This window comes from Actinobacillus capsulatus DSM 19761 (assembly GCF_000374285.1).
GTDB classification, from domain to species: Bacteria; Pseudomonadota; Gammaproteobacteria; order Enterobacterales; family Pasteurellaceae; genus Actinobacillus; species Actinobacillus capsulatus.
In genome coordinates, this window is record NZ_KB893944.1 from 1 (window position 1) to 22584 (window position 22584).

Annotated in this window: 16 protein-coding genes; 5 read left to right on the forward strand and 11 right to left on the reverse strand. The window is 39.2% G+C overall.

Annotated features, from left to right (window positions below; all coding sequences use genetic code 11):
• Positions 1-159 precede the first annotated feature (159 nt).
• The 4 genes from apbC to C228_RS0110075 form a co-directional block, all read right to left on the reverse strand.
• On the reverse strand, positions 160-1257 hold the full coding sequence (gene apbC / locus C228_RS0110060) for an iron-sulfur cluster carrier protein ApbC (protein ID WP_018652492.1): 1098 nt from the start codon (positions 1255-1257) through the stop codon (positions 160-162).
• A 3-nt stretch (positions 1258-1260) separates the two neighbouring features.
• A complete protein-coding gene (locus C228_RS0110065; RefSeq protein WP_018652493.1) occupies positions 1261-2808 on the reverse strand; it encodes a peptide ABC transporter substrate-binding protein in 1548 nt (515 codons plus the stop codon).
• Positions 2809-2821: 13 nt separating this feature from the next.
• A complete protein-coding gene (locus C228_RS0110070; RefSeq protein ID WP_018652494.1) occupies positions 2822-3475 on the reverse strand; it encodes a YchE family NAAT transporter in 654 nt (217 codons plus the stop codon).
• 118 nt (positions 3476-3593) lie between these two features.
• Positions 3594-5471: a SurA N-terminal domain-containing protein gene (locus C228_RS0110075; RefSeq protein WP_018652495.1), complete on the reverse strand. Its 1878-nt coding sequence runs from the start codon at positions 5469-5471 to the stop codon at positions 3594-3596.
• Positions 5472-5725: 254 nt separating this feature from the next.
• Here C228_RS0110075 and C228_RS0110080 point away from each other — a divergent pair, with 254 nt between their 5' ends.
• From C228_RS0110080 to C228_RS0110090, 3 genes are all read left to right on the forward strand, one after another.
• A complete protein-coding gene (locus tag C228_RS0110080; RefSeq protein ID WP_018652496.1) occupies positions 5726-7039 on the forward strand; it encodes a cation:proton antiporter in 1314 nt (437 codons plus the stop codon).
• Between the two features lie 119 nt (positions 7040-7158).
• The gene (rpsO, locus tag C228_RS0110085; RefSeq protein WP_014991115.1) at positions 7159-7428 is read left to right on the forward strand and encodes a 30S ribosomal protein S15; all 270 of its coding nucleotides are present in this window, start codon (positions 7159-7161) and stop codon (positions 7426-7428) included.
• Between the two features lie 79 nt (positions 7429-7507).
• Positions 7508-8374 carry a DUF808 domain-containing protein gene (locus C228_RS0110090; protein ID WP_018652497.1) on the forward strand — a complete coding sequence of 289 codons (867 nt, stop codon included), beginning with the start codon at positions 7508-7510 and terminating at the stop codon, positions 8372-8374.
• A 58-nt stretch (positions 8375-8432) separates the two neighbouring features.
• Here C228_RS0110090 and C228_RS0110095 read toward each other — a convergent pair whose 3' ends face one another.
• From C228_RS0110095 to hemC, 4 genes are read right to left on the reverse strand one after another with little or no spacing between them, the layout of a single operon-like run.
• Positions 8433-9686: a heme biosynthesis protein HemY gene (locus tag C228_RS0110095; protein WP_026313280.1), complete on the reverse strand. Its 1254-nt coding sequence runs from the start codon at positions 9684-9686 to the stop codon at positions 8433-8435.
• 12 nt (positions 9687-9698) lie between these two features.
• Positions 9699-11075, reverse strand: a complete 1377-nt coding sequence (locus tag C228_RS0110100; RefSeq protein WP_018652499.1) for a uroporphyrinogen-III C-methyltransferase — start codon at positions 11073-11075, stop codon at positions 9699-9701.
• Positions 11076-11084: 9 nt separating this feature from the next.
• Positions 11085-11849: a uroporphyrinogen-III synthase gene (locus C228_RS0110105; protein WP_018652500.1), complete on the reverse strand. Its 765-nt coding sequence runs from the start codon at positions 11847-11849 to the stop codon at positions 11085-11087.
• Between the two features lies 1 nt (position 11850).
• A complete protein-coding gene (hemC, locus tag C228_RS0110110) occupies positions 11851-12780 on the reverse strand; it encodes a hydroxymethylbilane synthase (protein ID WP_018652501.1) in 930 nt (309 codons plus the stop codon).
• A 267-nt stretch (positions 12781-13047) separates the two neighbouring features.
• On the opposite strand from hemC, the gene adhE reads away from it, so the two are divergent.
• Positions 13048-15663 carry a bifunctional acetaldehyde-CoA/alcohol dehydrogenase gene (adhE, locus tag C228_RS0110115; RefSeq protein ID WP_018652502.1) on the forward strand — a complete coding sequence of 872 codons (2616 nt, stop codon included), beginning with the start codon at positions 13048-13050 and terminating at the stop codon, positions 15661-15663.
• A 136-nt stretch (positions 15664-15799) separates the two neighbouring features.
• On the opposite strand, the gene tcdA is transcribed toward adhE, so the two are convergent.
• On the reverse strand, positions 15800-16564 hold the full coding sequence (gene tcdA / locus C228_RS0110120; protein ID WP_018652503.1) for a tRNA cyclic N6-threonylcarbamoyladenosine(37) synthase TcdA: 765 nt from the start codon (positions 16562-16564) through the stop codon (positions 15800-15802).
• 37 nt (positions 16565-16601) lie between these two features.
• On the opposite strand from tcdA, the gene C228_RS0110125 reads away from it, so the two are divergent.
• The gene (locus C228_RS0110125; RefSeq protein WP_018652504.1) at positions 16602-17450 is read left to right on the forward strand and encodes a hypothetical protein; all 849 of its coding nucleotides are present in this window, start codon (positions 16602-16604) and stop codon (positions 17448-17450) included.
• A gap of 43 nt (positions 17451-17493) precedes the next feature.
• Here C228_RS0110125 and C228_RS0110130 read toward each other — a convergent pair whose 3' ends face one another.
• Positions 17494-19437, reverse strand: coding sequence for an ABC transporter ATP-binding protein (locus C228_RS0110130; RefSeq protein ID WP_018652505.1), 1944 nt, complete (start codon positions 19435-19437; stop codon positions 17494-17496).
• Between the two features lie 18 nt (positions 19438-19455).
• On the reverse strand, positions 19456-22506 hold the full coding sequence (locus tag C228_RS0110135) for a type I restriction endonuclease subunit R (protein ID WP_018652506.1): 3051 nt from the start codon (positions 22504-22506) through the stop codon (positions 19456-19458).
• Positions 22507-22584 lie beyond the last annotated feature (78 nt).

Here is a 22584-nt window from a genome sequence, read left to right on the forward strand (position 1 = left end):
GCTTCCAAGGTATAACGGTAATCGGATTGGGCTGACATAGGGAGTTCTATTTGAGTTTAGTTAAAATGATTTTATGCTGACTGGTATGATAAAACAAGCGGTAGAATTTGCAAATTTTTCTGCAAATTCTACCGCTTGTGTTCTCGTGGTTATTGAGTTTTATTTTACTTCACGAATCATAATTTCAGACGGGATAACTGAACCTTGCCAGTATAATTCCGAAGCGACTTTTGCCGCTAATTCGATATACGCTTGGCTGGTTTCGTGTTCCGGTGCCGCAACGACAGTCGGTGTACCGGCATCCAAATCTTGACGTAAGCGAATATGCAACGGCATTTGACCTAATACTTGCGTGCCGTATTTTTTCGCCACTTTATCCGCACCGCCGGTGCCAAAAATATCTTCGTGATGACCGCAATTTTGGCAGATATGTACGCTCATATTTTCAATGACACCTAATACTGGCACCGACACTTTTTGGAACATTGAAATGCCTTTAATTGCATCTAATAATGCAATATCTTGCGGAGTGGTTACCACCACCGCACCGGTTACCGGAATTTGCTGCGAAAGGGTCAATTGAATATCACCGGTACCCGGTGGCATATCAATCACAAGGTAATCCAGCTCTGTCCACCACGTCTCATTCAATAATTGGCTTAACGCGGAACTTGCCATCGGCCCACGCCAAATGGTTGCATTATCTTCCGCCATTAAATAACCGATTGAGTTTGATTGAATACCGTAGACTTCAATCGGGGTAATGTGTTTATTATCCGGCGAGGTCGGTCGTTGATCCTGCGCACCTAACATATGCGGAATCGACGGGCCGTAAATATCCGCATCCAAAATTCCTACTTTTGCCCCTTGTGCTTTTAATGCCAATGCAAGATTTACTGAAGTGGTCGATTTACCTACACCGCCTTTTCCAGAGGTTACTGCAATAATATTTTTTACACCGTTTACTGCTGGATGGTTATTGGCACGTTTTAAGGTTGCAATTTGGTAATTTAGAATCCATTTTATCTCATTTGCACCGGTAACTTGCTTGAGTTTCGCTTCCGTTTCCGTTTTCAGCGCTTCAAAACCGCTATTCCAAGCAAACGGCATGGTAAATTCCAAACGCAAAATGCCTGCACCTAATTCCGCTTTTTTAAACGCATTCAGTGCGATTAAGTCTTTTTGCAATGTAGGGTAAGTGAAATTTTGTAAGATAAATTTAATTTCACTTAATTGCTGTTCGTTAAGTTGATTCATCAATTAATCCTTGGGCTTCATTCGATATAAATGTTTACTATAAATTACTTCGCTATCGTTACGTAGATCAATACCTAAAATGGTGGAGTCTAACGCAACTTTGCGATGATATTGGAACATAGGTAAAATCGCCACATCCTGCTCTAATTGTTGCACAATGCTATGAATGAGTTGTTGGCGCTGCTCTTCCGATAATTTTTCATTTTGCAGACGCTCTAATTGTTTATCGACAATTTCATTCGCATAATTACTCTTATTATCCGGGCTTTGCGAATGGAAATGTAATAAAAACGGCAATGGATCCGCATACTCGGCACACCAGCCCGCTCGGCTTAATTGGAACGCTTTTTGTTCTCTTAATGCTAAAAATTGTTCCCAGCTTACCCCCTGCGGCTGAATCTGTAATAGATCAGACTCTCCTAAAGTACGTATCATTTGGTTTGCAATCACGCTGTGTCTGCCATGATCATCATACAGCAAGGTTAATTTCAGCGGATTCTGCACGTTAATTCCAGCCTGGGCTAATAATGGCTCAACCACTACCGCCCATTGGCGAGTCACAGAAGCCTGCATATTCCTTGGTAATACAGAGAAATTAGCCACGCCGTATAAATGTGGAATACGTGCAGAAAGCACTATTGCTTTCAACGCTTGGCGTACTTCTTTTTTCTTCAATTGCGGATCGGCAAAATTAAACTCATAGTAATAAGTACATAAGCGAGGGAATTCCCAAATATTATGCTGCTGGCTTGGTAATGGGTTCTCAATTACGTCAAATTGCTTAATCGCTTGTAAATCACCGATAGCATAATGCTCTACTGTTGCAAAACCTAAGCCGTTTTTAACCGCTTGTAATTTCGCAGATCTATCACTAATTTCCGTAATCCGATAAGCGCCGCTCGTAACTAAGGAATTAAGCTTCGGTGCATCGCCTTTAAAAGTCGGCAGTAAAGCGGAATGTCCTAACATTTTTACCAATTGCGCATTTGGTTTACTGAGCTTAATCTGTAAGCTATTCGAATTTAACGCTTTTACACCTAATTCACTAACTTGCTTTTTCCCTTCAACAATTTCTTTGGCATTTTCTATGCCCATATAGGTTAGGTAAGGCGCAAGGGGAGATGCGTTTCTAGGATCGGCCAAACGCTGCCAGCTAGCCACAAAATCGTCTGCCGTTACACTTTTGCCGTTTGACCATTTAGCACTGTCATCAAGAATAAATAACCAATCTTTATTATTTTCACTAAACCAATCTTTAGCGAGTACCGGCACGATTTGACCTTTCTCATTAAACTCAACCAAACCGGCGAAAATATCCCGTGCAAAAGCCGCCTCATCCGCTGTTCGAATAAAATGCGTATCAACACGTAAGCGCTCCGCATATACAGCACGCTTTAATATATTTCTATCCTGAAGAGAAGATGCTGTTGAAGTTGCTTTTGCCGCTTGTGTTTGCGAATTTTGCTGATCACAAGCGGATAGTAAGCCTGCACTTAACACACAAATTGTAAAAAATCGCCAAAATTTGGCCGCTTGTTTAAGAAAAAGCATCTGTATAATCCTATTAATGAATAGATGTTAAACCAGGAAATAGATTACTTAAACCCGCCACAATAATTTCAATACCCAATGCCATCAAGATCAATCCCATAATACGAGTAACGACATTAGAACCCGTTTTTCCTAGCTTTTTAACCAATGGCGCAGAAAAACGAAATAAAACATAACATACCGCCGCAAATGCGCCGATTGCGAGACTAAAACCGACATAATCAACCCAATGATTATAACGCGTTCCCCAAACAATCGTAGAACCGATAGCACCCGGCCCCGCCATAATAGGCATAGCCAACGGTACAACGGCGATATTTTCGTATTCGCTTACATCGGCATTTTTCTCTTCTTTATTTTGTTTATGCTCACCTAATTTACCGCTGATCATCGTCATAGCGATACTCACAATCAAGAAGCCGCCCGCTACACGGAAAGAATCAAGCGAGATACTAAAAGCATCTAAAATCAGTTTTCCGAAAAATAAACTGACTAATAAAATGACTCCGATAGAAACTGCCGTCACTAGGCTTGTATGATTACGCTCAGCCTCGTATTGATGGCTTGTCATACTAAAGAAAATCGGTAATGAACCAAACGGGTTCACAATCGCAAATAAACCGATAAAAAATTGAAGATAAATGGCAAGATTAATGACTATTTCCACACAAACCTACTTTTACATAACAGCTAAATTAACATTATATCGGGGATACGATCTTGTGACAAAATAAAAACGCCTAAAACTCAATGTTCTAGGCGTTTATAACAATAGCTAATTCAAATTAATGTGATGCTGATCCTAGTTGTTCCATAAAATCTGCATTCACTTCAATGGAGGCTTTTGCACGTAAATCTTTTAATAAATCATTACGTAATAGTAATTGATCTGCTTGGCTAAATTGCACCGCAAGCGGTTTAAATTCTTCCGAACTTCCATCAATCACCTTATCCAAAGCAACAATCACCACATTGCCTTGCTCATCACGAGCGACACTATAAGTCGCTTTATCAGCCGGTTTTGTCATAGCAAACACGGTTTGCGCTAATACCGGTTGTTGTCCTTGCGCTTGTGCATAAACTAATGTTTGTGCCGTACCAAACTGAACATCTGCCGCTTGACCACTTTCCAACGATTTAATTGTTTCTTGCGCTTTAGCTATTAACGCTTGCTCAGCTTTTTGCTGTTTCACTGCAACTTCAACATCCGCCTTTGCTTCATCTAAGGTTTTTACACGCTCAGCTTGATAATCACTTACACGTACAAACATTGTCTTCGGATGATGTTCATCACCGATATCTAAAGCATCTGAATTTTGACCGCTTTGACGTAATTCACCACTAAATAACGCTTTTAATACTTTCTCATTATTTAATTCAGCCGGTACGTTTTGTTGGGTAAATTGCGCTGTTTTTTGAATCGCTACACCACCCGCTTGTGCCACACTTTCTAATGAACCGTTATTTTCAAACGCTTTATTTGCCATTTCACGTGCTAGGTTCGAATATTCGGTTAATAACAATTCATTACGAATTGTTTTAGCAATATTGTCTTTTACTTGCTCAAGCGGAATCACTTGTTCATTTTTACGCGCTAGCACTTTAATAATATGATAAGCACCATCTACATTGACTGCTTGACTAACGGCACCAACTTGTAAGCCATTCGCCGCCTCTTCAAACGCTCTCGGGAAAGTTCCCGCCTTCGCCCAACCTAAATCACCGCCTTGTGCCGCCGATAATTTGTCAGTTGATTTTGCCTTAGCCAATGCAGCAAAATCCGCACCGCCAGCAAGCTGTTGCTCAAGTGCTTTAGCATCCGCTTCATTTGCTAGTTGAATGTGAGCGATATGCGTTTCGCCTTGGGTAACATAATCCGCTTTATTTTTTTCATAATATGTCGCAATTTGTTCATCTGTAACTTGAACATTTTTTGCCACATTTTCCGGTGTTAAGGTCACATACTCAACAGTCAGTTTTTCCGGCTCAACAAATGCGTTTTTATGCGCATCATAATAAGCCTGTAATTCTTCACCTGAAGCGATCTGATTTTGTGCCTCAGCTGCAACTGAATAATTTGCTAAACGAACCTGACGTTTTTGCAGTAATAATTTAGCTAATAATTCTTGTTCTGCCGGTACGGAAAAATGGCTACCAACAATCCCTTCTTGAATTTGAGAAAATAACATTCCTTCATTTACAATCGCAGCATAACCGTCAGCACTTAAGCCGTTATTACGTAATGCTTGTTGATATAATTGATTATTGAATTTTCCGTCTTGTTGGAATGTCGGGCTATTTACAATTTCTGATTTGATTTGTTCCGCACTGATACCTAATTTAAGGTTCTGAGCATATTGACGCAAAAGTTCATCATCAATTAAGCCATTTAAAATAGACTGGTTGAATTGAGCCGCATATTCCGGTGTATCTAATAAATCCCAAAAACGTTCGCCCATTTGCGTATTTAAAATAGTTTGTTGGCGACTTTTTGCAGCATTGAATGCTTGTTGCTCAATAGCTGTACCATTCACTTTAACCGCAGAAGTATCAATCCCCACTAAACCAGTACCGATACCGGTAATCACGAAAGATAAAGAGACTAATGCAAAAATGATTTTAAATACGGGACCATTTGTCCGTTCATGCATTTTTTCGATCATTGATAGATTCCTAAATATTAAGTTTAATGCAAAAAATTGTGCTGATTATACTGTAAAGCGAGCAATTCTCAAATCTGAAATTCGTCACTTTTTTACAAATTTATTGGTAAATTTACGCACAAATCAGACCGCTTGCAACCCTTTAAGTTCGCCTTTTCCCTTTACATTAATACGAAAAATTGTTTTAATTTCACACTTTCATCAGCCTAGATTTGGCTTTTTCATTTCTTTTATTCATATCGACAGGATTACCTATGGGCATCTACGCATATATTTGCTTCCTCTCGGCGCTGTCTATTTTTCTCGGATTTATTACAAGTAAAATTAGCGCAAAAGTACAATCAACAATTGCAATTACCGCAGCAGCTATGGTTTGCTCATTACTCGTTTGGGTTTTAGGCTCGCTAGGTTGGTTTAATATCGACACCATTGCCAAAGAAGTGATGGAACAAATCGACTTCAAGAGCTTTTTACTTAACGGTATTCTTGGTTTTTTGCTTTTTGCCGGTTCACTTGGGGTAAAACTGCCGATTTTAAAAGATCAAAAATGGGAAATTACCACTTTTGCCTTATTTTCTACACTCGCTTCAACCTTCTTTATCGCTGGCTTAATTTGGGGTGTCGCTCATCTTATCGGCTTACCTATTGATTTTATTTATTGCGTTGTCTTCGGCTCACTTATTTCGCCAACCGACCCAATAGCAGTATTGGCAATTATCAAAAACTTACGTGCACCAAAGCGCTTATCTATGCAAGTTGAAGGCGAATCATTATTTAATGACGGTGTTGGTCTTGTAATTTTCGTTACTGTCTTTGCTGTTGCTTTCGGCGGACAAGAAGCCACTTTCTCCGGTATTATGGGGCTGTTTATGCATGAAGCTATCGGCGGTGTTTTATTCGGTTTCGTGCTCGGTTTTATTGCGCATATCTTAATTTCCTCAACCGATGACGGCTCGATGGAGATGCTCATCACCCTCACAATTCCTACTGCCGGCTTTATGTTCGCAAGTAATATTTTGCACGTATCAGGCGCATTAGCGATGGTAGTTTCCGGCATTATGATTGGTAACTGGACGCGTCGATCAGGTTTTTCAGAACAAAGCCAACGCTATCTTGACCACTTCTGGGAAATGATCGACCATTTCCTTAACTCACTGCTGTTCTTTTTAATTGGCTTTGCCTTGCTATTAGTCGATTTCAATATTTACGGCGTTATCTTAATGATTGTGGCAATTCCGGTTTGCTTAGCTGCACGTTATCTCAGTTTATGGATTCCGTTCAAAGCGATGCAGCAATTCCGTACTTACAACCCTTATACCTTAAAAATTATGACATGGGGTGGTTTACGTGGCGGACTTGCGCTAGCAATGGCATTGGCTATTCCGAGTAAAGTCGCATTTGCCGGCGAGGTAGATGTGAAGGATTTAATTCTGGTTATGACCTATGCAGTGGTGATGTTTTCAATTTTAGTGCAAGGTTCAACCGTGGAACCAATGATTCGCAAATCTAAAACAGTCGATCCGAATAGAGAGGAATATTTACAACCAAGCGGTCATTCTTCGCATTAATTTTGCAAATTTTAGTTGAAATTTGACCACTTTATCTTTAGAATTCGGGCTTCCTGTCCTCGCTGAGTTAGAGATTGGCGAAGGATGTATTATCAACCCTTAACAAAAAGGATATTAAAATGTCTCTAAGCGTAGAAGCAAAAGCAAAAATCGTTGCTGAATTTGGTCGTGATGCAAAAGACACTGGTTCATCAGAAGTTCAGATCGCATTATTAACAGCTCAAATCAACCACTTACAAGCACACTTTGCTGCGCACAAAAAAGATCACCACGGTCGTCGCGGTTTATTACGTATGGTTTCACGTCGTCGTAAATTATTAGACTACTTAAAACGTACTGATCTTGCTAAATATTCAGAAACTATCGCACGTTTAGGTTTACGTCGCTAATTTCGAATTGAAATCAGAAGAGCCGAGCTATTTAGCTCGGTTTTTTTATATAACTTTTATTTTTAAGGAAAGTATCTCAATGGCATTTAGCTCATTATTTACACTATTAGATGATATTGCTGCGGTTCTTGATGACGTATCAATGATGACCAAAGTTGCGGCAAAGAAAACCGTCGGCGTAATCGGGGACGATTTAGCGCTGAACACAAATCAAGTAAGCGGGAAAAATATTAGCCCAGATCGAGAATTACCGATTGTTTGGAGTGTCGCAAAAGGCTCACTGATTAATAAAGTTATTTTGATTCCGCTTGCGCTACTTCTATCTATTTACTTGCCACAAGCCATTCTTCCATTGTTAATGATTGGCGGTGCTTATTTATGTTTTGAAGGTGTAGAGAAGTTATTACATAGATTCCTCCACAAAAAAGATGAACATCATACCGCTTCAGAAGAAGAACAAATTTCAGAAAAAGATAAAATTAAAGGTGCGGTGCGTACCGATTTTATCTTATCGGCAGAAATTATTATTATCGCATTAGGTGTATTACAAGAATCTTCAACAATGATCAAAATTCTTTCTCTTTCAAGTATCGGGATCGGTATCACTATTTTTGTATACGGTTTGGTTGGATTAATTGTAAAACTGGATGATATCGGTTTATGGTTAATGCAGAAGAAAAGTGGCTTATCGCAATCTATCGGTAAAGCTCTACTTGTGATTATGCCATGGTTTATGAAATCACTTTCAGTTATCGGTACGATTGCCATGTTCTTAGTTGGTGGGGGTATTTTCTCTCATAATATTGCCGAAATTCATCGCTTCGTTGAACAAGGTATTCCGGCACAATTCGCGAGCCTCGTTGATTTTGTGATTGGTATTATTATCGGTTCAATTTGCTGCCTCATTATTTTACCGTTAATGAACGTATTTAGTAAAAAGCACTAATTAATCTCAACAAAAAAGCCACTTATTTCTCAATAAGTGGCTTTTTCTATACAATAAATTAAGCTGATTTTTCAGCTAATGCTGTTGTCGCTTCCTGAGTATCATTTTTCTTATCCATACTCACTTGTTTCAAATTAATCTCACGAATCTTATTCGCTAACACAGTATCATGTGTTTGTTCAGCAACATGCAATGCCATAATACGATCATTTGCAACACACTCACGATGCTCAATCAACTGAGCAAAATAGTTTTTCGCTTTTTCAAATAGCCCTTCTCGGGTATAGATATAACCTAATGCTCTTGCATAATCATCCGTATATTGCGAATCGGCTTTATCTGCTCTTTTTACCAGCACTTTAACCAATTTACTATCTTCCGCAACTTGTAAACGGGTTAACTGTTCAAATAATGGGACTAACTGCTCATCTTCATATTTTTTCAGCGTTTCAAGCGCAATTTCTTGTGCAGAATCGTGATCATCCGTATCAATTAAGCGTTTAATCAAACCGATACGCACATAGATCGATTTACGACGGCGACTCGGTTGATTTTCCCACCATGTTAATAAACCGTCTTGACCTTCTTCATTCATTTTCTCATCTAACAGACCGTCATCAACAAAATGCTCTAATTCGGTATATTCGTCTGCAGATAAGAAACTACGCTGACCAATGCTTTCTAAAATCGTATCCAACGCATTATAGGCTTTTGAATCTTTGTAAATTTGAATCGCTAAACGCAACACTTCCGTATTACGTGGTGCTAATTCAATTAAACTGTCAATCGCACTACGAGCGGCAGGCAATTTACCTTGTTGCATTAGAATTTTTGCACGAGCCAATTCAACAGCAACATTATTTGTACCCGCCAATTCTCCAGCTTCAATTAAATATTTATTAGCACTAAAATCATCGCCTCGTTGCTGAGCAGCTTCCGCCGCTTTAAGTAAATTTAATACCGGCTCATCCGCGTGTTTCGCATTCTTGCTAAATAATTTTTCAGCTTTTGAATAATCGCCTTCGCTCATTTTTATTAACCCCTCAAGAGTTTCCTGCTGAGCTTTTTTATGTTTACGATTAAAGAACCAGTTATACGACCCTTTGCTTAAACGGCAGAAACGACTAACTACCCATTCCACCGTATAAACCACCGCCATTGCAATAACAAAAAAGACAACGAGCATCACTAAGCTCATTTCAATTACTTTACTTGCCGTCTCAATGCGTACATAACCTTGGCTACCAGCCATATAAGGACCGGCAATTAGCCCTGCCAAAAGCAGAAGCATTAAGAAAAGAACTCTAAACATAGACAATATCTCCTATTGTACCGCAGGTTGTTGCACCGGTTGTTCTACAAGCTGTTCTTGCTTATTTTCAGCTGGTTTTTCTTCTACCAGAGTTACCTTTTCGTCCGCTTTAGCTTTTTGTTCTTCTGCAGGTGCCGGATTGGTTAGCTCTTTCTCCGCCTTAATTTCGATTTTCTCAACCGATTGCGGTGCTTTATTCAATAACTGTTCCAACAATTCTAAACTCTGCAAACTTGCCGGCGCATCAACATAAACCGATTGTTCCACTAATTCATCTAATTCTTTTAAGAAGTTTTTTACATTTTCATTTTGTGTATCGAAATAACTGCGAATCCACGTACTCACCGCATCTAATGATTTCTTATATAACTCATTTTGCTGACGAGGTACGGCTAAAATTGCAATTTGTAAACGTAAGCGAATATTCTCACGTAAATAAATTTCCTGATTTGGCGCAACAAATGCTTTTTCATCAGCTTTATTACGATCACTTACACGAATAAAGTGATCTAAGAATGAGCCGACGTTTTTCTCAATATTTTGTTGCCAATCTTGAATCGAATCACTCACTTCTCCGCTCTCCATTGCAGATTCATCCACCATTTCATTTGCTAACATTGGTAAATCATCCAAATTATTTGCAAGCGTGGTCAAATGTTGCATAATGCTATTTTGGTCTACATTATTTACATTCGCCAACTGTGATAAATCGTTCTTGATTGCCGCACGAATATTATCTACCTGACCATTCGCCACTTGTGCTAATACTGCATCAGCTTCTTGTAAAAGCATTTTGGTTGTATCAATATCATTATCAAGTACTAACTTACGTAAAGCGTTATTAAGTAGAAAATCGGCATCAGATAATTTCCAAACGACTGAATCTGACTGCGGTACGCCACTTACTTTTTGGAGTTGAGTTTGTAGATTCGCAATTTGAGAACTATACGATAATTGCTCTTGCTCCAATTGAGTAATTCGCTCCAATGTTTTTTGATAATTGTCTGTTAATTCTGCAAGCTGAGCTTTCTCTGCTTCAAAAGTTGGTACTTCACCTAATGTTTCCACCGGCTTATCTACGAGTTGCGCAATTTGTTGTTCAACCTCACTAAATTTTTTATTCGCCATATAATGACCAGCGCCACCAACAGCTATCGCAACTAATAAGGCAAGAAAAGCAATCCCTTTTCCACCAGATTTTTGAACAACAACTGTTTTCTCTTCTGCTTTCGAATCCACTTTAATATCCTCTTTCTCCGTATCGTAAGTGGTCAATTTTTCAGAATCTTTTGCAAATTCTTTACCTAATTCGACCGCTTTATCTACTGCGGAATTTGCTGTATCCACAACATCTTCTACTTGCTCAATAACCTGTTTATCTTTTGACATACGCCCACCTTAGTTCGATTTTTCGATCACATTCAATACGGTTTCCAGCAAACTGTTATTGTCTGCTTTTTCGGAGAGAATCACGTTATTCTGCTCCCATCCTAATTTATATGCCATTTTTGCAATTCGCTGACTAACGACAATCAAACGGCATTCTGATAGCCATACGCGGTCTTCTTCCGCCGTTTGTTCATATAAAGTTGTTAAAATATCACCACTTGTGACGACTATCGTATCGACACCGACACGTTTACACAAGCTGATTTTTTCAGCAATATTCTCTTCGACATATTTTCGGCGATAACATTCCAAATATTGAACTTCCGCACCTCGAAAAATTGCTATTTCCGCCAGTAAATCACGCCCCATTTCTGCTCGCAATATCAATAGATTTTTACCGCTTAGATCTTGCATTTCATCTAATAATAACAAGCCTTCACTATTTTCGGATGTGATGGGGTAACGTACCGACTGTTCACTACGAGATGAAAAATACTGCGCTGACTGTTGACCTACTGCGAAATAATTTAGATCTGCGCGGTAATGAAAACCGGTTTGTTCTAAAGTTGTCGAAGCAAAATCAATTGCGTGTTTAGATACTGCAAACACATAATCACCGGCATTTAACCGAGCCATAACTGAAGGCAACTGAGGAAGTTCCATCCCCGCTTCAATTGTAAATAACGGCTGATGAATCGCAAAAATTTGATGCTGATTCAGCATCTCAACTAATTCTTGCCCTCGATGATCCGGGCGAGTAATCAACACATTCATATTATTCGTCTTTATATACTTCTGCGAGAATTTTATCTGCACCTTGTGCCAGAAGCTGTTCGGCAACAGAGATTCCTAGCTGTTCAGCATTTGCAATATCCGCTACACCAGATGCCCGAATAATGCTTGATCCATCAAGTGCACCGACCAGCGCATTTAAAGTAATTTCATTCCCATTTAGCGTTGCAAAGCCACCAATCGGTACTTGGCACCCACCTTGTAAGCGAGTATTCATCGCACGCTCCGCCATGACACAACAAGAGGTTGGATGATGATTTAATGGCGCAAGATAATTTAATACACGCTCATCATTTACACGTGTTTCAATTCCTACCGCACCTTGTCCTGCAGCCGGTAATGATTGTTCTACCGCAATAAAGCTACGAATGCGTTCAGGCATACCTAAGCGAATTAATCCTGCCGATGCCAAAATAATCGCATCATATTCACCGTTATCCAATTTAAATAAACGAGTGCCGACATTACCACGCAAAGATTTCACTTCCAAATGCGGATATTTTGCCATTAATTGACACTGGCGGCGTAAACTGGATGTACCTACAACAGCTCCGGCTGGCAATTCATCTAAATTTTGATATTTATTTGAAACAAACGCATCACGCGGATCTTCTCGCTCACAAATTACCGCCAAACCTAAACCTTCCGGAAACGTTATCGGCACATCTTTCATCGAATGCACCGCAATATCCGCACGGCTTTCTAAAAGCGCTAATTCTAATTCTTTTACAAATAAACCCTTACCACCGATTTTCGCTAATGGAGTATCTAAAATAATATCGCCTTTAGTTACCATAGTGACTAATTCAACCGAGAGTTCCGGAAAACGTTTTTCTAATTCGTCTTTCACAAAATTGGCTTGCCATAGCGCTAACGGACTTTGGCGTGTTGCAATACGCAAAATATCTTTCATAGGTAATTTCACAACTTTATTCTATTTATATAAGTGGTGTTATCCTACCATTAATTGCCCGAACTTCCAAAATTTCTGTGCAAAGTTAACACACTGTTAACGGTGTGTTTTTTATTCGTTTCCAATAAATTTCACGCTATTTTATTTTTGATTCAAATCAAAAATACTTCTAAAGAGTTATTATTTTAAATGAAATTTACAAACATTTAGGCAATAATTTCATCAGTTAAAAAAATTTGAAATTTTAAACTTTAGAGGAACCAAACTATGGCTAACAATGCAAAAAATGCACAACCATATGACGCTCAAGCAGAAGTAAATGTACTTGTTGAAAAAGGTCTAAAAGCGTTAGACGAATTCCGTCAGCTGAACCAAGAACAAGTGGATTATATCGTAGCGAAAGCCTCTGTGGCGGCACTGGATAAACATGGCGTACTCGCAATGCACGCTTATGAAGAAACAGGTCGAGGTGTATTTGAGGATAAAGCAACTAAAAACTTATTTGCTTGTGAATATGTCGTCAATAATATGCGCCACTTAAAAACAGCCGGCGTAATTAGTGAAGATGATGTCACAGGTATTACTGAAATCGCTGACCCTGTCGGTGTTGTATGTGGTATCACCCCAACAACTAACCCAACCTCAACCACCATATTCAAAGCGTTGATCGCTCTCAAAACTCGTAATCCTATCGTTTTTGCTTTCCACCCATCTGCACAAAAATCTTCAGCTCATGCAGCACAAGTTGTTCGTGATGCGGCAATTGCTGCCGGCGCACCGGAAAATTGCGTACAATGGATTGAAACCCCGTCAATGGAAGGTACTTCAGCATTAATGAAACATCCGGGTATCGCAACCATTCTTGCAACAGGTGGTAACGCCATGGTTGAAGCTGCATATTCTTGCGGTAAACCAGCATTAGGCGTTGGGGCGGGTAACGTACCGGCTTATGTTGAAAAAACAGCAAAATTAGAACAAGCGGTTTATGACATTGTAATGTCAAAATCTTTTGACAACGGTATGATTTGTGCGTCTGAACAAGCAGCAATTGTCGATAAAGAAATCTATGCCGATTTCGTTAAAGAAATGCAATCTTACGGTGTATATCTAGTAAATAAAAAAGAAAAAGCACTATTAGAAAAATTCATTTTCGGCGTGGATAAAGCGAAAGACGAAAACTGTGCCGGTGCAAAATTAAATGCAGCGGTAGTAGGTAAACCGGCAGCATGGATTGCCGAACAAGCCGGCTTTAGTGTGCCAGCAAAAACCAATATTCTACTCGCAGAATGTGCATTTGTCGGCGAAGGTGAGCCGCTTACTCGTGAAAAATTATCACCGGTACTTGCATTATTAAAATCAAACTCAACCGAACACGGTTTAGAGCTTTCTGAAGCAATGGTGAATTTCCATGGTTTAGGTCACTCAGCGGCAATTCACACACAAAATGCCGAATTAGCAAAAACATTCGGCGAGCGCGTTAAAGCGATCCGTGTGATTTGGAACTCACCTTCAACATTCGGTGGTATCGGTGATGTATATAACTCATTCCTACCGTCCCTCACATTAGGTTGTGGTTCTTACGGTAAAAACTCTGTAAGTAACAACGTAAGTGCAGTGAACTTAATTAATATTAAACGTGTGGGCAGACGGAGAAACAATATGCAATGGTTTAAAGTTCCATCAAAAATCTACTTTGAGCGTGATTCAATTCAATATCTCAAATCAATGAAAAATGCTGAAAAAGTGATGATCGTAACCGACCGTTCAATGGTAGAGCTTGGCTTTGTAGACAGAATTACCGAACAATTACGCCAACGTCGTAATCATGTAATGATTCAATTATTTACCGATGTTGAACCGAATCCAAGCCTACAAACAGTACAACGCGGTACAGAGCTTATGCGCAGCTTCCAACCGGATACCATTATTGCATTAGGTGGCGGTTCACCAATGGATGCGGCAAAAGTAATGTGGTTATTCTATGAACAACCGGAAGTGGATTTCCGTGATCTAGTTCAGAAATTTATGGATATCCGTAAACGTGCGTTCAAATTCCCACAATTAGGTCGTAAAGCGAAATTTGTCGGTATTCCTACCACATCAGGTACAGGTTCTGAAGTCACACCATTTGCGGTAATTACTGACGGCGATATTAAATATCCGTTAGCAGACTACTCATTAACCCCAACCGTTGCGATTGTTGACCCTGCATTAGTAATGTCAGTGCCGGCTCACGTTGCAGCGGATACAGGCTTAGACGTATTAACCCACGCAACCGAGGCTTATACTTCAATTCTTGCCAACGACTACACTGACGGTTTAGCGTTACAAGCAATTAAACTGGTATTCGAAAACTTAGAAAAATCAGTGAAAGAATTTGATGAAGTCGCTCGTGAGAAAATGCACAATGCTTCAACCATGGCAGGTATGGCGTTTGCGAATGCATTCTTAGGTATTTGTCACTCAATGGCGCACAAAATCGGTGGTAAATTCCACACGATTCACGGTCGTACCAATGCGATTTTATTACCACACGTGATTCGTTATAACGGTACTCGCCCAACTAAAGTAGCAACTTGGCCGAAATACACTAACTATGTTGCGGATAAACGTTTCCAAGACATCGCACGTATTTTAGGTTTACCTGCAACAACTCCGGAAGAAGCGGTGGAATCTTATGCAAAAGCCGTACACGATTTAGCAGTACGTTGTGGTGTAAAAATGTCGTTACGTGAGCAAGGTATTGATGAGCAAGAGTTCTTAGCCGCACGTCGTGAGCTTGCGCTAAATGCCTTTGAGGATCAATGTACACCAGCGAACCCACGTCTTGCGATGGTAGAAGATATGGAAGAACTAATGACTAAAGCTTACTACGGCAAGTAATCTCACCAAATTCCTTATTATGATTGATTGATAAATGAACGAAGGGCTAACGAAAGTTAGCCCTTTTTTTACTTGAAACAAGCGGTCAAATTTCAGCTATTTTTGCAAATTTTCAGAGAAATTTAACCGCTTGTCACTAAGCCTTTAACAGCTTATCAATCACTCGACTTACCGCAAAGAAACCGAAGGTTGCCGTTACCATTGTCACCGCACCGAATCCGTTTGCACAATTCATTGTTGCAGATACTTCACAGCCCTCTCCCATTTTTGGAAAGATGAGCGGTTGCGTTGAGAATACACAATCAATACCAAACTTTCGTTTTGGGTTTTGGCTAAAGTTATATTCCTTACGCAATAACGAACGTACTTTAGACGCAAGCGGATCCTGAATCGTTTTACTTAAATCGGTAATTTGAATCTGAGTCGGATCGGTTTGACCGCCTGCACCGCCTGTAGTAATCATTCTGATTTTATTACGCTTACAGTAAGCGATGAGTGCCGCTTTGGTTTTCACCGAGTCAATTGCATCAATCACATAATCATAACCACAATTCAGATATTCGGGGATATTCTCCGGTGTGATGAAATCATCAATAATTTCCACCACACATTCGGGATTAATCCGCTCAATACGTTCTTTCATCGCTTTGGTTTTTAACTGAGCAACCGTACCGCTCATTGCGTGGATCTGACGATTAATATTCGTTACACAAATATCGTCCATATCAATCATGGTAATTTTGCCGATTCCCGAACGTGCAAGTGCTTCTACCGCCCAAGAACCAACACCACCAATCCCAATCACACAAATATGTGCTTGGCGTAATTTAGCTAAACCTTCTGGCATATAAAGTCGCCCGATTCCGCCAAAACGTTGTTCATAATTATCAATTCTTGTCATATACTATCCAAAAAATTTCAACTAAATAGGCTTTCCTATGTTAAATGCTGAAAAATATCAACGCTATATGCAATATATCCAGCAATCATCATCTTTTATCCCACACTCTCTCGTACTTACACAGCAAACGCATTATGATGAATATGCTTTACTTGACCTATTAAATAAGCAATTAACTCATCCTGCAAAACCTGAGTTCTCATTTGAGCATTCTTTTAAAGTGGTAAAAAATCAAGAAAACGCACCGCTTATTATCTTTTTTCAAGGCTTCTATTTTCAGCATATTGAAAACTATTACCTTCAAGATCCACAGCTAACTAATCTAAATCAGCTGAATCACACAGCATTAGATTTTTCCTTTTCTTCTTTTATTTTGCAGCATCCTGAATATAACTATATCTGTGTGAAAGATAATTTTCAGGCGTGGTATTTGTTACACTTTGAATACTATCTTGCTTATTTAATACAACTTATTTCAGCGTTACAACCGACAAAAATAATTACTGCCGGCTGCTCCGCCGGAGGCTATGCTGCGATTTTATTTGGGCATTACCTATTTGCCGATCAAACCTTTGCATTTTCTCCACAGACAAAAGTCTTCGATAAAATTCATATGAGCACTTATCGAGAAGCACTCAATGAACGTTATCAACTTGCACGGTTTGAGTTAACCGACTTAGCGCTATTACAGCAACAGCAAGGCTTCCGTAATCAGCTACATTTGTTTTTATCTAGCGGTAATCGCGAAGATTTAGTGGAATTTGACCGCTTAGATTGGCAAAAATACCAAGAAATCGGTGTTACACTTTACCCCGGTTCTGCCCACGATATTTTTTCAATTCAAGATAAACAAAAGCTGTTTAATATCCTCAAAGCAATGCTATAAGATTTTCTCGTTTAATCAAAAAAATTAAACGAGAAATTAATTGCTAAACATTACCGTTACGAATATTCTCTAGCGCTTCCCAGCGCTCAAAAGCGGCCTCTAACGCCATTTCCGCATCCGCCAATTTTTGTAATTGCGCTTGCGTATAGCTTGGATCTTTACTGAAAAAGTCCGCACTATTTACTTCTGCCTGCAAACTTTCCATTTCCGCCTCTAAAGTTTCCATTTTTGCCGGTAATTCATCTAACTCTCTTTGCTCTTTATAAGAAAGTTTTACTTTTTTAGCCGGTTCTGACTTCGTTACAAGCGGTTGTTTTTCTTCTGTTTTTTGCAAATTTTCTGCAGAATTTGACCGCTTGTTCGGCTGGTTCTGTGCAAGCGTAGCATGGTAGTTTTCTTGTTGCTGTTTCGCATCAAAATAACCGCCTACATACTTATTCAGAACGCCATTACCTTCAAAGAAATAACATTCCGTCACGGTATTGTCGATAAATTGACGGTCGTGGCTCACAATCAGCAATGTGCCTTGATAATCCGCCAATAACTCTTCCAATAACTCAAGGGTTTCAACATCTAAGTCATTGGTCGGCTCATCCAAAATCAATAAGTTATTTGGTTTTAGCAATAATTTAGCCAATAATAAACGGTTACGCTCACCGCCTGACAAGGCTTTCACCGGAGTCATCGCACGTTTGGGCGGGAACAAGAAATCTTGTAGATAACCTAACACGTGGCGTTTTACCCCGTTTACTTCAACGTCTTGTTTGCCGTCCGCTACGTTATCCATTACCGTTTTCTCAAGATCGAGATCCGCCCGATATTGGTCAAAGTAAGCCACTTCTAGTTTCGTACCGCAACGAATTGAGCCCGAAGTCGGTTGCAACTCGCCTAATAACAATTTAATAAAGGTCGTTTTACCGCAACCATTTGCCCCAACTAACGCAATTTTATCGCCTCGTTGAATTGTGGTTGTGAAGTTTTTCAGCAAGGTTTTACCTTCTATTTCATAACTCGCATTTTCCACTTCGAATACGATTTTGCCGGAACGTGCGGTTTGATCGATTTGAATTTTCGCGGTTCCCTGTACTTCTCGGCGATTGCGGCGTTCTTCTCGTAAAGCTTTTAATGCTCGCACACGGCCTTCATTACGAGTACGGCGAGCTTTGATGCCTTGACGAATCCATACTTCTTCCTGTGCTAATTTTTTATCAAACAGCTCATTTTGTAATGCTTCAACACGCAGATCTTCCGCTTTAGTTTCTAAATACAGATCGTAATTGCTTGAATAAGAAACTAGCTTACCTCGGTCAAGATCGACAATGCGAGTCGCCATCTTACGGATAAACGAACGGTCGTGCGAAATAAAGATAATCGAGCCTTTGAAATTGAGCAATAAATCCTCAAGCCAAGTGATTGCCTCCACGTCTAAATGGTTGGTCGGTTCATCTAATAACAAAATATCCGGATCCGCTACCAATGCACGAGCTAATGCCGCACGGCGAACCCAACCGCCCGATAATTCGCATAAACGCTTATCCGACTCCAATTCCAATAATTTAAGAGTATCTTGAATACGATTCTCAAACTGCCAACCTTTATTATGCTCAAGCTGTACCTGTACTTGCGAAAGTTTCGACAGTAAGTCATCGCTGTAATCAGTCTGCATTTGTTGCGAAATTTGGTGATATTGCTTTAATAAGTCGCTAAGATGCACAATTCCTTCCGCCACATAATCAAATACCGTATCTTGAATATGTCGAGGCGGATCTTGCTCAAGGCGTGCCACCACAATATCTTTTTCAAAAATCAGTTTACCGTCATCCAACTGAACTTCGCCCGCCAAGACTTTCATCAACGTGGACTTACCCGCCCCGTTGCGTCCAACCAAACAAACCCGCTCGCCCGGTTCAATATGTAATTCTGTATGATCCAATAATGGATGATCGCCAAAACCTAAATAGGCATTGGATAAATTTAGTAGTGCCATTTTTATCCTAATTCTAAATTAAATGCTTCCGCCTACCCCCTTAAACTTCTCAATAAAAGAAACAATTTTTTGTAAAACCGTTTCTTTTTTCTTGTGTCGTTTAGGATCTAGAGGGCTCATTTTTGGTAATATGCTCACTAAATCTGTGCCATTTTCACTGGCATATTCACGTTTTAGTGAGCTACTAATATAACGTTTTGCCGCTTCTTCGTTTAATTTTTCAGTTTGAATCAGTTCTTCCGCTTCTCTTTTTTGCTCTTTTTGAGCAAATTGGAAAAAGGCTTCTATCACGCTTGCTTTATCAGGAATACTGTTCAAATCCGTTTGATGAATAAAATCTACCACCAAACTTTCTTTCGCTCGGTTCCCAATACTTGAACGGATCATTCGACGAATTTCTTCCACCAAAGCATCTTTATTCTTGATTTTCTTATTATGTTCAAAAATCAGTTCAAGGATGTAATCTAGGTTAATTTCTTGTGATTTTAGTAAATCAACCTCGAAAATAACATCGCTCCAATCAACGGAAGATTTTGATTCAGCGTTATCTCGTTCTCGTCGTTGCCAATCTCGAATATCATTATAAGCCGAACGATAATCTTGAACTTGACGCTCCGTAAGTGTTTCTACTGCATTGCTGCCATAAGTAGCTGGTGTTTCACAAACCTGATTATCTTGTCCTGATTTAACTAACTCGTGAAACTCATCATAATTTTGTAGCACATTTTCTAAGCGTAAATACTCACTAAACAACTTAGTAAATGCTTTCTTATCTTCTTCTGTTTCAAGATTATTTGGTTCTGGGAATTTTTCTTGTAATTCTTTAACGACCTCTAAATAACCACGATGTTTCTTGCCTGACGAATCTTCATAGCCGTGCATATAATCTTGGTAGCTTCGCTCAAGCACAACATTACGAGTATTCGTATCACCAAATAAAGTGATCGCATCAATCGTTGCTTGTTCCAAATCACGGAAAGTAATAATGTTACCAAATGTTTTAGTTGCATCAAAAATGCGGTTCGTACGAGAAAAAGCCTGCATCAAGCCGTGATAACGCAAGTTTTTATCCACAAACAATGTGTTCAGTGTCGGGGCATCAAAGCCTGTAAGGAACATTCCCACCACAATCAGCAAATCCACTTCTTGATTTTTCACACGTTTTGCTAAATCACGGTAGTAATTTTGAAACTCTTTGCTATCCACGCCAAAATTAGTGCGGAACATTTGGTTATAATCATCAATTGCCAATGCCAAGAATTCTTTTGCCGAGCTATTCATTGCCGTTGGCTCAAAGCCTTCATCTTCAATTTCGCCAATCGCATTTTGTTCTTCATTTGCAGCAAAAGAGAAGATCGTTGCAACTTTTAACGGTTTTTCGACTGCTTGTTGTTGCAGTTTGAATTGCTCGTAATAATGCTTTGCAGCCTCCACACTACTCACCGCAAACATCGCATTAAAGCCTTTACCCGTAGCATTCAAGCGGTGTGTTTTTTGCTTGAAATGACTCAAAATATATTGGGTAATTTCCTTAATACGCTCTGGGTGCAATAACGCTTCTTTGGTTTCAAGTGCGGTTAATTTGTCAAGATTTTGTTCAGTTTCAATATCACGGAATTTCGGGCGAACATCATTATAATCCACCTTGAATTTCAGCACTTTTTCATCACGAATCGCATCGGTAATCACATAAGAATGTAGCTCTCTACCAAACACACTGGCGGTAGTTTCACTTCCTAACGCATTTTCAGGAAAAATCGGTGTGCCAGTAAAACCAAATTGGCAGAACTTTTTAAATTTCTTGCGTAAATTTTTCTGAGCTTCGCCAAACTGTGAGCGGTGGCATTCGTCAAAAATAAAGACAACAGGCTGTTGATAAATCGCCAATTTATCTTCACTTTTCATTAAGTTATTTAATTTTTGAATGGTGGTTACGATAATTTTATTGTCATCTTTTTCAATATTGGCTTTTAGCCCTGCAGTGCTGTCCGAACCATTTACACTATCAAGCGAAAAACGTTGATATTCTTTCATCGTTTGATAGTCCAAATCTTTTCTATCCACCACGAAAAAGACCTTATCAATAAAATCTAATTCAGTAGCAAGACGAGCTACTTTAAAACTGGTTAGCGTTTTGCCTGAACCTGTAGTATGCCAAACATAACCACCACTTTCCGTATTACACCAATTATTCGCCAAATATGAACTGCGAATTTTCCATAAAATTCGCTCTGTTGCGGCAATTTGGTATGGTCGCATAATCAAAAGCGTATCGCTCACATCAAAAACCGAATAAGTCAAAAGCACATTGAGCAAGGTATTTTTTTGGAAAAACGTAGCAGTAAAATCTTTCAGATCTTTAATTAGCGTGTTATCCGATCTCGCCCAATTCATCGTAAAATCAAAGCTGTTTTTATCTCGCTTAGTGGTGTTAGCGAAATAACGAGTATCGGTACCGTTTGAAATCACAAAAATCTGCAAAAATTTAAATAATGAATGCTCTTTATTAAAACTCTCTTTGCTATAACGATGAATTTGGTTAAACGCCTCACGAATTGCCACGCCACGCTTTTTCAGCTCAATCTGCACCAATGGCAAACCATTGACCAAAATCGTAACATCATAGCGATTAGCGTGCGTTCCCATTTGCTCAAATTGATTAATTACCTGCATCTTATTGCGAGCAATTTGTTTTTTATCCACCAAATAAATATTTTGAATTCGCCCATTATCAAACACAAAATCATAAATATGGTCGTGATGAATTTTGCGAGTTTTATCAATGATATTTTCAGACGGTTTATCTAAATATTCCGTTAAAAAACGTTGCCATTCCGAATCTAAAAACTGCACACTATTCAGCGTTTCTAATTGTTTTCTTACATTTTTTAATAACGCCTCTTGGCTATTTAAATCGGTACGATATTCATAGCCTTGATTTTGTAAATCAGCAATAAATTCACGTTCCAAATCGCTTTCGGTTTGATAACTCGAACCTTGCTCTAATTGCTCATATTTATCTAAAACGATAAATTTATTTGTTTCGGTAATGGGGATAGTTTCAATCATTTTGCCTATACCTGATACTGGAAAGAAAAATAAAAACTTGCTTATTTTCTTTTAAATCTTGCTTAATACATAAAAACA